10 protein-coding genes are annotated in these 14993 nt (G+C 44.6%); all 10 read right to left on the bottom strand.

The features are described 5' to 3' along the window. Position 1: 1 nt before the first annotated feature. The 10 genes from C9I99_RS09130 to C9I99_RS09085 all read right to left on the bottom strand — a co-directional run bounded on the left by C9I99_RS09130 (position 2) and on the right by C9I99_RS09085 (position 14993). Positions 2-4225: an RHS repeat-associated core domain-containing protein gene (locus C9I99_RS09130; protein WP_107348572.1), complete on the bottom strand. Its 4224-nt coding sequence runs from the start codon at positions 4223-4225 to the stop codon at positions 2-4. A gap of 19 nt (positions 4226-4244) precedes the next feature. After that, positions 4245-5192, bottom strand: a complete 948-nt coding sequence (locus tag C9I99_RS09125) for a hypothetical protein (RefSeq protein WP_107348571.1) — start codon at positions 5190-5192, stop codon at positions 4245-4247. 5 nt (positions 5193-5197) lie between these two features. Continuing rightward, entirely contained in the window at positions 5198-5485 is a 288-nt protein-coding gene (locus tag C9I99_RS09120; protein ID WP_107348570.1) for a PAAR domain-containing protein, read from the bottom strand. A gap of 87 nt (positions 5486-5572) precedes the next feature. Continuing rightward, positions 5573-7435: a type VI secretion system tip protein TssI/VgrG gene (gene tssI / locus C9I99_RS09115; RefSeq protein ID WP_107348569.1), complete on the bottom strand. Its 1863-nt coding sequence runs from the start codon at positions 7433-7435 to the stop codon at positions 5573-5575. A gap of 69 nt (positions 7436-7504) precedes the next feature. Continuing rightward, positions 7505-7984 carry an Hcp family type VI secretion system effector gene (locus C9I99_RS09110; protein ID WP_107348568.1) on the bottom strand — a complete coding sequence of 160 codons (480 nt, stop codon included), beginning with the start codon at positions 7982-7984 and terminating at the stop codon, positions 7505-7507. Positions 7985-8223: 239 nt separating this feature from the next. Then, positions 8224-10860: a type VI secretion system ATPase TssH gene (gene tssH / locus C9I99_RS09105; protein WP_107348567.1), complete on the bottom strand. Its 2637-nt coding sequence runs from the start codon at positions 10858-10860 to the stop codon at positions 8224-8226. A 31-nt stretch (positions 10861-10891) separates the two neighbouring features. Continuing rightward, positions 10892-11878 carry a type VI secretion system baseplate subunit TssG gene (gene tssG / locus C9I99_RS09100; protein WP_107348566.1) on the bottom strand — a complete coding sequence of 329 codons (987 nt, stop codon included), beginning with the start codon at positions 11876-11878 and terminating at the stop codon, positions 10892-10894. Continuing rightward, positions 11875-13704, bottom strand: a complete 1830-nt coding sequence (tssF, locus tag C9I99_RS09095; RefSeq protein WP_107348565.1) for a type VI secretion system baseplate subunit TssF — start codon at positions 13702-13704, stop codon at positions 11875-11877. The genes tssG and tssF overlap by 4 nt, the downstream gene beginning before the upstream one ends. A 1-nt stretch (position 13705) precedes the next feature. Then, positions 13706-14179: a type VI secretion system baseplate subunit TssE gene (gene tssE / locus C9I99_RS09090; protein WP_107348564.1), complete on the bottom strand. Its 474-nt coding sequence runs from the start codon at positions 14177-14179 to the stop codon at positions 13706-13708. 13 nt (positions 14180-14192) lie between these two features. After that, on the bottom strand, positions 14193-14993 hold the full coding sequence (locus tag C9I99_RS09085; protein ID WP_107348563.1) for a type VI secretion system accessory protein TagJ: 801 nt from the start codon (positions 14991-14993) through the stop codon (positions 14193-14195).

Below are 14993 nucleotides of genomic sequence, written 5' to 3'. Positions count from 1 at the left end.
ATTATTGCTTGTTTACGGGATATATAAAACTTTTAGGTACAGGAAACTCTATTTTCACAGTTTCTTCATATGAAATATGTCCTGTCAATGCTCTCTGTGCATTTGTTATTGCGTAATGCTCTGGATTGTTTATTATCAAGATTAAATTATCGAATTTATTTGTTCCACCATCATCAATTGGTACCTTATGATGGACATTGTACCCTTTAGGTACGCCCCCTTGAGCAATTTTTTCTATCTGATTTGCATTCAATCCAGCTTCCATCATTAACTTAATTTTATCGGGATCTCTTCCAATTGACTTTAAGAAGTTTTTTCTATCAGAAGAGTTAAATTTTTTCCTTATCTCATCTAAAGACTCTCGACTTCGGCGAGTATAATTTATATCTAAGACCTCCACATCACTAAGAGTTATCAGTTTACCCTTTAATTTACTTGAAAATTCAGTTATTGCTGTTTTATTGTTTTTAGCTAACCAAATTCCCTCTGAAACTGCATTTTTTGTGAAGTTAGCAGCACCTGCCGGAGTAAATATGCTTGCATACCGCTCAAGTCCTGAGACCGCCTCATATGCTTCCATATCAGATCGATCGATTGGATCTACACGAAGGAAAGGTAAACCACTAGTGTCACCATACACGATGCCAAAAGTAGCATCACTTATCATGGTCTTCAGAAAACCTTTTGATGCCCAGCCTTGAATTGACTCTATAGAGCCTAACGGCGTTACTGGAAATGAGCTCTCATTTAATACAGATTTTTCCTCCTTACAGCTCAACCCCAGCGGGTCTATCCATTGCAGTGGGTTGGGGGCGTACTGATAATGGTTGATACCACCGAGCAACCCTATCGGGTCTTGGTGGATAAACCGGCCTGTCTGGGGGTCATAATAGCGAAAACGGTTGTAGTGCAGGCCCGACTCTTCATCGTAGTACTGGCCCTGAAAACGCAGTGGGTTAACAACGGATTCTATTTCGATCTCAGCCCTGCCGTTAACTTGGTAACTTGCTAGCCAAGCGACTGTACCGCGGCTATCTGTCAACTTGAGCGGCGTGCCAAGATGGTCTAGGTGGTAATGATAGATCTGCCCTTGTTTAGACAACGCGATAGGTTTGAAAGTACCGGGGGCATAAATATACCAGGTGAACTCCCCGCTGCTGTATTCACCAATAAGCTGTTCACCATCCCATAAATAGTCAGTACGCCCTCGTTCAGTTATCTTGGCACTCCTGCGCCCAAGCGCATCATACTGATACTGGGTTAACCTTCCGCTGGACTTAACGCTGGTTAACTGGTTGAGGCCACTATACTGTCGCTGCTGATAATCAGTAGGACTTTGTAAGCGGGTCTGATTACCGAAGGCATCGTAAGTATATTGAATACCCTTTTGGCTCAGTAAACGATCCCCTTGAACATTACTTTCTTCACCTTCAGTGTTACCAAAGCCATCTAATGAGTATGTTTCTTGCTGCTTGGGTTGTAGGAAAGCTCTGAGTTGGTCTAAAGGGTCAAAATGAAACTCACTGAGTCCCTGCTCGCTGTCATCTATGCCAACGAGTTGGTTACCCTCGTTGTATTGATAATAACGCTGATGCCGCTGCTGGGCTTGTTGCCAACTCTGCTCGGATAGGCGCCCCTGCATATCAAACTGTTGATGATGTATAATACTGTTGCTTTGTTGCCGACTCGTTTCCCTACCGCTACTGTCAAACTGGCATTCGATAAGCGGCTGCCGATTCCAATCAATCGCTGATAACAAGCCATGTTCGTTATATCGGTATCGTATTTGTTGACCATCCGGTAGGCGTGTCCCTACCCGCTGGCCCACAGCATTATATTGGTGCTGTAATTGCCAGTTATCCTGCCATACCTCCAATGGCTGACCGTTTGCGTGGTAGCTAACGGTAACTTTTCGTTCCGCATTATTGGCATAGCGAATCCGGCCAAGTTTGTCATAACAAAAGTGGTTGGTTTGGGGTGACGTGCTTTTATTCCCACTTTGCTGCTCTATTACCCGGCCACAAAGATCACGCCTCAGTCTGACGTATCGCCCCCCTTGTTCTGACAAACGAACAAGCTGGCCTTGCCCATCATAGTGGTACTGCTGGGTACGGCCGTCAAAGCCAACGGTCTTACTAACCCTCTCTTCACCATCATATTCTAACTGATATGTATTTCCGTCACTTCGCTCTATCGACGTCAGGTTTCGCTCTTGGTCATACTGGAATACCAACCAACTACCATCAGGACGATCTAAACGTACGGGCTGTGACAATCCCTCGTAATGCACATTGGTATTACGTCCCAGCGTATCGGTAACAGACACTACCCTTCCGGCATTATCGTATTCTATTTGCTGGACTTTGCTTTCGTTGGGTTGCGTCTCATGGTACTGCACAATACCTGAAACCGCCCCCTGGCTATTACGACTATATTGCGTAACCCATCCGTCGGCATTAATGGTGCCGTTTATCTCGCCAAGCCCATCATAGCTATAACGGGTAACCGCCTCTCCATCTTGAAAAGCAGTAAGACGCCCTTGATCATTCCACCAAAAGCACTGGTGGCGATCGTTGGCATCTTTTATTCTTACCAACATCCCATGACGGTCATACTCATACTCCCTTTTCGCACCATCGGGGCCTATTTGGCTAAGCAAGCGTCCAAAACTATTGTAATTGCTGCGCCATACCCGGCTTTCACCATCCGTGGTCTGAATAATTTGGCCCAGTCGATTATAACGGAAAGTCGTCACACTCTTATCGGCCGTTTCCAACTCGGATAACTGCCCATTTTCATTATAACGGTAGTGCGTCACCGCACCGTCAGGCATTATTTCAGCTACTTTTCTTGACAGACTATCGTAGCTGAAGCGCCAAATATTTCCTTTCGGTGACACTTTACGGGTTAGCAAGCCTTGCGCATTATGCTCATACCGCCATGTATTTCCTAAGCTGTCAGTACTGACCGAAGTGTAATTTATCTCATCATATTCAAAGCGGTAACAATAGTGCCCGCCATCTCCCCATTGAGCTAAGCACCTCGCTTGTGGCCCCGACCCCGACCATTCAAAGTAATGGCTAAACCCAGATGCTCGCTGACGCTGCCGCAATAGGTGGCCATCATACCAATAGTGTTCTATATGCTGCTGACGATTAGTTGCTCGAGTTAAGTCGCCAGTGACATCATATTCATAGCTGGATAAACTCAAAGACGCTTGAGCAGCAGCTCCCTTACCCAGTACCTCTATTAAATTTCCGCCGGCATCATAACGACATTCAAGCTGCCTATTTCCACGGGCTGAAATCCGAATCAACCTTCCCGCTTCAGAGTAGGTTAAATGGTATATTTCCAGTTCTGAAGCCCGTATCCGGTCAGCGACCCAGCGTTGATGCTGGTAAACAAAGCGAATCTGGCGGCCGTCATTCAATGTCAGCAGGTAATATCCACGAGAGTCGTGACTTAGAGAAGCCCCCGCGGACAATTGGTAACTCACAGCACCGACACCAATATCGTCAAACTGTAGGGTATCTCCTTGCTGATCGATAAACCGCCACTGATTTCCGTCCTCTAACAACTCCTTAGTGAGTTCGAAATGAAAGTTACTCCTCCACCCGTAACCCAAGCCAATATTCTGATTGCATAAACTTGAACGATATTGCCGCTGCCACGTAAAAGAAACATTACCCGCAAGGGAGATATCAGTAAGGCTAAGAATTTCTTCGCCTGTGGACATAGAGACCGGATCACCGCAAAACGCCATCTCGTCAGGAGACACCGTTTTAGGCGTATTTTTTATGCTACTTTTCCCAGTGGGAAGGTGCTCATCTTTTCCACCCTTTGTCCCAATTTTCTTTGAAACATTGCTTATTTTCTCAAAAATCGTTGGCTGATGTACGAGCACCGGTTCGACCGCAGGTACTTCATACACACATAACGTACCCTCAAATATCGCTTTAGCTAAAGATCGATACGCTGAAGATAAAGCCGTTGGCCCTATTGAGCGGGCCCTTATTTCGGCTGGAAAATCTAACATCCCAAGCACAGCCAACAAGTCAGCTCCTCGCTTCGGTTGAAGATAGGCAAACTTTTGAAGATGCAGGGTAGCTAACTGCTGCGTCTTGAAATTTATCTCTGTATCTTTGGTGTTAGATATTTTTGCCGTCGCAAATTTATAGGCCTTTCCATCATTGGCCTTTAGCTGCAAATGGTTCAAATCATCCATGATATTCCACAATTATCTGCTAGTTATGCCAGGTATACATGGCCGCGCCCCGAAACAACTGTTCAGAGATTTCTAATTGCAAGGTGCTATATAAAAATTCCCCGCTCTGGTAACGGGCATATAGATGAAGGAGGTTATACAATCCGGTACAAGCCCCCAATTCCCCTGACAAAACGCCGCTCATCACAACTTGAGTTTGTGTTCCGACCCATGGAGCAAGCCGGTGATAAGCGGTTACCCACTCGTCAGCTAAACACGCTGTGCCATTAAAGGGCGCATAAAACTGAAAAACCGGCTGTTTACACACCTGCTGATAACGCCTGAATAGTGCCTCTACGGCGCTGCCACCTGATGCACTATTCGTTTGTACTTCATAAGAGAACCAATGACGTTTCAAACCAGATTCATTTTTTCGGAAACGGGCAAGAATGACACTATCAGATGCGACACCACCAGCTGAAGGTTCCGCCAATCGCTGGCTTTCCTCGCCAAGAAATGTACTCAGCCGAGGATCACTATCTATTGCAAGCACCCATACATCAGGAAATTGATCATTGTTGAGGAGTGTTTCAATTTTCCGCCATGCCAATAGCAACGCACTTCTTCCATATGGAAACAAATAGCAATTCGGATGCTTTACCAATGACGGTAAAAAATCACAATAAGAGGCAAAAAGTGCATGATGAGATGATGGTTCAATATCTCCGTAATGAGGCATCAATATACAAACTGGAGCGGACAACCAATCCTCACCGAGCTTTGGATAGACTTGCTCCAGAATGGATAACAACCTTTGCTGATAAGGTAAGCCATGACAATCAATAATAGGTAGAGCATGGTATTCAATATTGCCGGTTGGATTAATAAGCTTAGGCATCAACCGCTTGTCTTGACTTAAGCCGAGAGCAATAGCAGAAGATGAGCAATCGCCTATTTGTATATAATGGATATCAACTTCCAACGACATCACACTCACCCTATAGTGACCGTTGGGTTACCAGCAACAATTTTACCATTATGGCTGGTTGCATCACCCATTCGAGCCGCTGGTTTGCCGTTTATCATTACCGTTGACGAACCACCTTTAATGCTATCGGGGGGACCAATGCAGACGGCCATATCCCCTTTACGTGCGGCGGGTATGCCGCCGATAAAAACGTTTCCTGAGCCTGCGGCTACAGGTCCACCAACATGTGGGATCTTCCCTGTCCTTTTTGGACAGGTATGAAAACAACTAATCGTGGCTGCGGGTTTGCCCATATTTACTGTGCTGCCGATTTAACAATCCAGTCAGCTCTCCGTATAGTTCAGAACCAATATAATTAAAAACAAATAGTTCAAATCGATTTAATTAAGTGCTATCGAACCTGCCTTCAAGGCAATTGCACTACCGTTTACTTTAATGCTGGTTCCCTTGATATCGATAGCACCAGAACTGGAAAGAGATATTGACGCTCCCCCCGCTTTAAGGGTAATTTTACTACCAGCATCAATCACAAGCTCTTTACCGATTTTCTCACTCTGGTTGTTATCCACCTTCAAGATATAGTCATTCTTAACTGTTTGCTGGTAATTATTTTCAACTAATAACTGGCTATCATTTTTAATGGTTTCACTGCTGTTATTCTCAATCAGTGACAAGTAATCATTCTCGATCACCAACTGATGATCTTTTTCAGCATGAATATAAATAAGTTCATTGCCTTTATCGTCTTCAAAGCGTATTTCATTGAAGTTTTCGTCGCTTCCTTCTTTCGTTGAGCGGGTTTTTATTCCACTTTTTGTTTTCTCCCCTGGCAAATCGTATGGAGGCATTTGCTCACCGTTATACAAAGCGCCACTAATAATTGGCTGGTCAGGATCGCCGTCTAAGAACTCGACTAACACTTCCTGCCCAACCCGAGGAAAGAAAAACGCCCCCCAGCGGTTACCCGCCCAATTTTGCGCAACTCGGATCCAACACGAGCTGGTGCTGTCTTTTGTGCCCTCACGATCCCAGTGAAATAGGGCTTTTACTCGACCATACTTATCAATATGGATTTCGTCGCCTTCTTCACCTGTCACGCAAGCACTCTGGACACCGTGAACCTTTGGTTTTGGCGTTACCTGCTTAGGACGATAGAGCGTGTCTTGGGGCACACACGTAAATTTATTTTGAATTGTTTGATGACTACTTTTCTGCGCACCAGATTGGCTAGTGATGGTGACTTCTAACAGAAGCTGCGTGATTAAGAAGCTCTTCCCCTTTAGCCTGCTATCCTCATGAGATTTGAAAGTAAAGTACTGCCCAGCACTGAAACTTCGACAATTGCTCCCACCGCTACAACGCTCGATATCCCTTTGCAAGGAATCAAGAGTAATGTTGGCCTGCTCTTGCGCCCTGTTGATAAATTCAGAGCCGGCAAGGTACTCAAATACCTCTGTCGCTGATTGTTGTGGATGTATCTCTGCGTCTACATGTTGGCCTTGCGGCTTGTCAACAGGCTTGACGAAGTCATAACCTTGCTTAACACTGCTTCCTGGTGCAGAATCCAAGCCCCCCGTCCAGGTATGAATATGCGCCTCAGAGAGGCTGCCCGTTGTAAAGGCAACCTGAGATTCTGGACACTCTGTGTAAGCGGTAATATCGTCAGCAAGAACAAGATAGTGGTCAGTTTTATCATGTTTGAAAAAATAAAAAATACCTTCTTGTTCCAATATACGACTAACGAATGCCAAATCAGTTTCATGATATTGGACTTTATAGTCGTATATGGGATATGTTTTCGTTAATTCACTTTGTACTTTTACTTTATGCTCACTAAAGATCGTCTTTATAATTTCATCAACACTTATCTTTTGATAAATTTTACAGTTTACTCGATGAGCCAGAAATAATAATGAAGGACTAATTTCGAGAAGGTAATCTTGGTATAACTCCCCTTCACTGTTCGCTGGCATTCTACTTCCGGTTGAGCGTAATCTTGTAACAACACCGTTGAAATAGCGCTTTGAAATATTGCCGTTGTTATTATAAAGCAATGTTATTGTCACAGCTTTACCGATAATGGCGCTGGGATCAACTAATTGTCCGTTCGAGTAAACGTCCGCCTGAATAGAAAAAGGCATAGAAAGTCCTTCACGAAACTCAGCTTTAGTTATATGTAAAGCATCCTTTCCTAAAGGCGTCTCTAGCCGTAAAACATTATTATCTTGTGTTGCTTTCTTCATTGCTTATCTATCCATAGCTAATACCCAAAAGTACGGGATAGTTCCCTATCCCGTAACAGGCCTTGCTGATTACATTTGTTGCCCTTTGACGCCACTGTAACCATAAACAAGTGGAGCTTGTACATTATTTTGGTCATCTGTCGGTGTTACTGTCATCATCATTTCAGTATATGAGATGATAATTGTTTCGACAGGACGATCATCTTGGATTGATACACTGTAGTTTGAGATCATGGCATCAGTGAGTTCGATTTTCATGATTTCTTCTACTTTTTCACCTTGCTTAGTGATATGGAATACAGCTTTTTTGCCTTTACCAATTGTCGCTTCCTTGAAAAGGTCTGGCGAAGCCTTATCCTGAAGCTTAGTGATCGTCATATCATAAAGACGGGTTGAGCTTGCTTCACGATCTTGGGCGGTACCTGTGTATGAAGTAATTTCACGACCGACACTCCAGTCAACAGATAAAAGGGTAATGAGATCCTTATACTGTTCTGCTGTTGCTTCACCTTTAATATCTGCATATTTGAGGTAGGTATTTGCTTGCATGCTAATCTCCTATAGCATTACGGATTATCCCTAAATGGGCATGAGTAAACAAAGCATCAACAATATTGATGCTTTACTAAATACCAATTTTATTTTGGCAATAGTTATAACAAATTCACCATTGATGATATTTATGTTCAACAGATGAATAAAAGTTAAAGTGATAGTAAATTATCGCACATACTAAACACGGTATTAATTCAGTCAAGTATGGAGTATGAATCTCGTCGCATTTTATATTAGGCTATACATGCCCTATCAAAAACTATTCGGTAGATACCATTAGAAACACCAATATAAACCAAGTCGAAGCTCTCACGCATTGCGACTTTTTCTAGTATTGTTGTTGACAATAAAGGTAGTAAGATATGTTGTAAGTTATTTTGTATTGCTCTTGCCCCTATATTATCATCATAGGCATTATTACTCAGGTACGTTATAACCTCTTCAGAGAAAAATAAATCCGCGCTGTATTGTTCTTTTATTCTCAGAGCTATTCTATCAAGCTGTAGAGAGACAATTCTCTCAATAATGTCAGTCGTGAGGGGAACAAACGGAATAACACTTAATCGTCCAAGAAACGCGGGCTTAAAGGTGGCGAGCATATCGTCTTTCAAAGCCTCTTTTAACCCATCGATTGATGGAGCCGTATCTATATCGTCAAACAAATCCATTGTAGATTCAGAACCAACATTAGAGGTCATAATGATGACCGTATTCTTAAAATCTATATCACGCCCCTCACCATCTTTGATCGTTCCTTTATCAAAAACCTGATAGAAAATATCCTGAACACCAGGATGTGCTTTTTCCATTTCATCGAGTAGAACAACACTATATGGCTTTCGCCTTACAGCCTCGGTAAGCACACCGCCTTCCCCAAAACCAACATATCCAGGAGGGGAGCCTAGCAATAACGAAACTTTGTGCTCTTCTTTAAATTCAGACATATTAATCACGGTAATATTGTCTTCACTGCCATAGATTTGCTCAGCAAGTGCTAAAGCGGATTCCGTTTTTCCGACACCGCTAGGCCCAGTAAGCATAAACACCCCATCAGGGCGTCGCTCGTCACTCAAGTGCGCTCTAGCAGTCTGTACCACTCTGGCTATTTGATCCATTGCGTGATCTTGGCCTATCACACGCTCTTTCAATCGTTGCCCCAGCGTGAGAATTGTTTCTATTTCATCGTTTTGCATCCGCCCTAACGGTATTCCTGTCCAGTCAGAAATAACTTCTGATACCAACTGTTCATCGACTTGTAGATGGACCATCGGTTCGGTATTTTCTGCCAATTGCGACTTAATCAGCTTAAGCTGTTGCCGCCCCTCTCCGCTTTCCTCTGTTGCGTTTTTAACCGAATTTTCAAAAACGTCAGCAAGATTTTCGACCAACCCCTTAGCTTCTCCGACAAGGTTTACCTCATCTCGCCATACAGCCTCTATTGAAGCCAATTTTGCTTCTACCAGTTTAAGTTGATCAGTCAGCGTTGCTAACCTTTGACCATGTTCGCTCCCTGTGAGCTCTTCCTTGGTCAGCACTGCCATCTCATCCTCAATTTGCTGGCGATGGCGTCTCAAATCTTCGACCCTACCCGGAATACTCACCTGACTCATTGCAACGCGAGCACAAGCTGTATCCAGTAAGCCGACAGCTTTGTCCGGTAACTGGCGTCCGTTGATATAACGGTGGGATAGCCTTACTGCAGCCTGCAGTGCCTTATCGGTAATTGTCACTTTATGGTGGCGCTCCATAACAGGCAGCAAACCGCGCAGCATGACAACCGCTGTATCCTCATCCGGCTCCTCGACTTTAACCACCTGGAAGCGGCGGGTAAGTGCTGCATCTTTTTCGAAATACTTTTTATATTCAGCCCAAGTCGTCGCAGCAATCGTACGCAGCTCCCCACGGGCCAGCGCAGGCTTTAGTAGATTTGCCGCGTCATTCTGACCGGCCTGGCCGCCACTGCCTATCATCGTATGGGCTTCATCGATAAAAAGAATGATCGGTATCGGTGATGATTTGACTTCTTTTATCAGGCTTTTAAGACGGTTTTCAAATTCGCCCTTCATCCCAGCACCAGCTTGAAGCAGGGCCAGATCCAAAGTCCGTATTGATATATTTTTGAGGATATCTGGGACATCTCCCTGCACAATGCGCTGTGCAAGACCTTCGACAACCGCTGTCTTTCCAACCCCGGCTTCACCGGTAAGGATTGGGTTGTTCTGCCGCCGCCGGGTAAGAATATCAATCATCTGGCGAATTTCACTATCCCTGCCCAATATAGGGTCAATATCACCATCTCTAGCCTGCTGTGTTAAATCTATCGTAAATTGTGCTAGTGCCTGCTGTGCCCGATTTTCTGGAACACTTGCAGACTCAGAGACTGAAGATGCTTGCTGTCCTGCTTGTTGCGCAAGAGCGGGCCATGCCACAAGCAATTGGGAAGCGTCAAGTTTACCTAACTGCCGAATATCTCGTACTACAGCACTGCCAATACTCTCATCTTTTAATAACGCATATAGAATATGTACGGTATCGATTTTGTAGTCATTAAATTCAATGGTTGCTGCCATCCACGCCGATTGCAACAAGGTGACAATACTGGGTGAGAGCCCAGGCGTTGAACTATTACCTGTATTTAACTGTTCCAATCCCTGATGCAATTCCGCTTTGATCTCTGACAAATTAATGTCGAAGCTACCAGCGATCAATGATAGGTCCCCTGCTGGCTCATCTGCCAACACGCATAGCCAGTGCAAGATTTCCACACTAAAATGACTGCGGCTATTACAGAGTGCAGCAGCTGCTTCTAACGTACTTTTACCGTCAGGCGCTAATTTATCTACTAAAGACTTCAACGTCATTGTTGACATGCCATGTTCCCTTTATTTGTATTAATACACTTCAACCGATCGGAATAATTATCTTTTCATCAATAAAATCACGTCGCATCATCAGCGCTCCACCAAAACCAAGCTGAGCAGACGAACGCGTTAGGTTAATCACAGGTAAATTGCGGTACGTGGTTGCCAAGTGCCATTTCACGGTGACAGAAAGCGGGACATAATGGCCAGCAACTTGCTTCAAAACCGAAAGCAGCCCACTTTCATTCATCAACTCAGCCGCCTTGTTGCTATCGCTCACGCAAAGTTCAATATCAATGGCGGAGGACAAGTCCCACACCTTTTTACCAATTATCGTGCTTTTCCCAAGCTGGGCATGCTGCCCTTCAGGCTGGGAAGCGGCGCCCAATCGGGTTTGCTCTGTCTTTGCTAGTGTCATCCATTTTCCGGAAAACTCCTTAATATTGATCTCACAACCACAGAGCAACTCAAGGATTTGGCGTAATCCGCTAACATGCCTATTTTGCATGGCAAATAAGCCACCAAAAAAAACATCTACATCGTTTTTTGCTCCCGTCAAAGCACGGAGAACCTGATCCATCGGAGATGCTTTCCCGCTAACACTTCGGCCATATTGAATACCAAACTGATATTTCTCCCACGCTCGGTAGTCCAGTGAGATCAATCGATGGTTAAACAAATCAAAAAACTCGCGAATGGCGAGATCTTTTAACCTTGACCGTTTCATCACCAATTCAGTGTAATGCGATGGAAGCGCAGAGCTTGGCCCCGTTAGCCCCATATAATTCACCGCGATTTCCAAGCGCTTGATATTGTCAGCCCCGGAATTAACTCGAATTGACTCGATGTCAGAGCCGGGGTAGCCAAGATGCTGGGCAGCCTTAAACCTTATACGTTCATTTCCAGGCAGCGCATCTGTACCCACTTCGCTTGAATGAGGTGTTCGAGTAATAAAATATTGCAACCCAAAAACTGTTTTATAAAAGTCACGCTTGTCTAGCTGCTTAATGATCTTTGATATGTTCACAACAGCGGTTTACCTCCAGCCATTGCCGGCCAATGGTGCAAAAACTGAGACTGTCCCCTTAGTTTCAAGCTGAGCCGAGTGAAACTATTGATTGCTGTATATTGGGAAAAAAATTGAGATAAAATACAGCCGAAGAAAAATAAACTTGTATCAAGCATTTCATCACCCGTAATTTCAAGTTCAATGTCTGAACCATGACAAAAGCCAACCCTGCCATTCTGTACTACCCGTGCACTGGCTGGTGTTACCGTCAGCTTTATAAGTGATTCAATCAACACCTTGGTTTGCGGTGTTTGCTCGAAGTCATACAGCGTAAGCACGTCTTTCAGCGTTGCTAAACCATCATCCCCAGAGAAATGGTTCAACGTCAGGTGCTTTACAAATTGCCATCGGGTACTTGCCTGCAACTGCGGACGAATAGGGGCCGTCGGTGCCAGCAAGCAACGAACTTCTTTCAAAACATCCGTTCGTTTCACAACAGACATGGCAGGCTGCCCACCTCCATAAGGCAAGCGAACAGGTAAGTTACGATTGCTACAAAGCGCTTTCACCGTGACCAACCATTGTTCATGCTCCTCCACTTCGATCCCTTTGGCATCCGGGTCAACAACAGCTAAATAGGTATCACATCCCGGTTCATCGTGCCCACCAGCCCAATCAGTTTGCTCGCGCCGAACTGTCCAATACATTTCATTGTCTACCAGGTGGCTGCCATGCTTTGCGCCATAAAAGGGTGCCAATTGGAAACTGTTATTGTGGTGGTCAAAAGCCTCAACACTCTGTACTCGGATCACCTCTGAGATGTCAGCATCGTCATAGCGAGGCACTAAAACATACTCGTCATAGGCGGGCTTAAGAGCAATAGGTTCAAGATCTTGCTGGAACAAATTTACAATTGGCGTACAACCCAAAAGAATGTTGTCTGCTGTCAATTGCTTGGGCAAGAAGTCATCACCATTATCAAAATAAATGAAGATATCAACTTCATGACTATTTCCGAGCCAGCTTGGTTCAATGTCTTGCAAATCGATAAATAAGAACTTCTCTGGAAACAAAAAATGCTCTACCAGCAATCGGTAACCACTGAACATATTTTTCTGATAAGGGACAGCTTCTTGTGCCTCATCAAACCCTACAGCACCGATATGGCGTGACTGTAGGTAGTGGCAACTCCCTGTTCCATCGCGAGGAGAAATAGCGATACCTACCGCCGATCGAAATAGCAGTTGGTATAGCCTATATGTCAACTGAGGCTGGCCATTTAAACAAAAACGCAACCGATGAATACCAAGTTCTCGCAATGCAATATTATCGAACTCGCCGCTTAATGTTAGCTTCAGCACGGATTGTGCCGTCTTTTGAAAATTGGCTCTCGGGGCCTGGTAGGGCGCATTTTCGAATAGCGCCGAGCTGACTTCAACAGGCCATAACTGAGTGTCATAGCAAGTCGTAAAACGACACGTTTTAAACCCGTTTACTCGACTTTCTACCGCACTTCCTCTCGGCAGCAAAAAGCCGTTATCCGACAGGTTCTGGGTTGTCATTTTAATGATGGTCATCGAGGGGATTGGCGCATGATAATCAGGATATAGCTGCCCTAAAAGTGCCTCTGTTAATTCAGGGAAGCTATCGTCCAAGGATCGTCGGGTTTGCGCAGTCAATAATGCAAAGCTTTCTATCAATCGTGAAACATGAGGATCCTCTACTTGCTCGTCTCCAAGTCTCAGCCTACCGGCGACTTTCGGATAGCGTTTGGAAAACTCCGCGCCCATATGACGGATATAAGCCAGTTCACGGTTATAATACTTTAATATTTCATCGCTCATATTATGACTCTCTTATACGGATACCTAAACTGACAGGCTCGACTTCAGAATCAAATGTCACCTCCTCAGCTTCCGGTGTCGCATGAAATAAAGCATGGATGCGCAAACGTAAAATCCGATCGACATGCTCAGACTCTCCAACAACAGTGACTGCGACATCAGCAAATCTTGGTTCAAATTTCTGTATTGTCTCTTCGATAATGCGGCATAGTCTTTGCCTGCCATCCTGACTACTCAAAGGCATTGCCGAAAAGTCAGGTAACCCATAAGCCAGTAATGAACGATCCAATTCTGGATAACACTTGGGCCAGATAACCCACGTCATCTTCGCATTCAACAAATTCTCTAAATCCCGACGGACGCTCTGGCGCATATCCCGCCAAGTATACGATCGGGAATGATTGCTGAGATCTTCTGGCGCATCATCAATAAGTCGGTCAAGTAAAGAAGGAACCAATGGCTGACTCGTCTTCATTAGTTCCGCCCCTTTAAGCTGCAGCCATCGATATTGCGGATAAATGCTGAACCTGTGATAGCGTGAGGGCCTCATTGCCAAAGAGAACCATTTTTTGGCCAACGCCTTGATACACTTCAGAACCATTAACCGCTAACCAATCTGTTTCCCTTGCCAATTTTTGACCATCAGAATCACTGCCGGCATAAGTCATGGGTATAAATGCCTCGCCGCTTAATCCCCCTTCTATCTCGATCTCAACTTTTCGCCATACCTGCTCAATCAGCGAAGTAATGGGTTTGAGTTCAAGGCTTATCAGGGCTTCGAAAGGGACTAAATAGTATTGACCGTTGGTACCAAAAACTTCTAAATATCCCGCTAGCGTGTCATCTAGATCCCGCACTAAGTCCCGCTGCTCACCATTGATATTGACGGGACAGTCTTGACGAGCCTCTTCCAGTTTCATTGCGCTTTCTATCTGTGTCACCGTATCTTTTCCGTATCTCGCCATTCGGTACCGCAGCAACGCCGAAAATGATTCTTCAGGCTCCTTAACCAAAGTGGCCGTGGCAGCCCCATTTTCAAAATCCAGCCGAGCTTGAGCGGCTCTAATCAACTGTCTAAGATTTGTGGCACCAACCAAGCATTCTGGACTTTGTTTTATTAATACATTTAGCTGCTTATCAGCACGCTCTAGCTGTCCATCGATACACAGCAGTTCAACAAAGCTACTTCGGAGATCTACATCCATCGGCTTTTGTTTTAGCCGTGCAGCTAAATAATCAAGAGCTTCTGACAGCTTTCCTTGCTGAATCATTAATTTAAATTGCTTCAT

This window comes from Photobacterium lutimaris, assembly GCF_003025555.1.
Taxonomy (GTDB): domain Bacteria; phylum Pseudomonadota; class Gammaproteobacteria; order Enterobacterales; family Vibrionaceae; genus Photobacterium; species Photobacterium lutimaris.
Note: the sequence above shows the minus strand (reverse complement) of the source record. Positions and strands in the feature narration are given on the sequence as shown.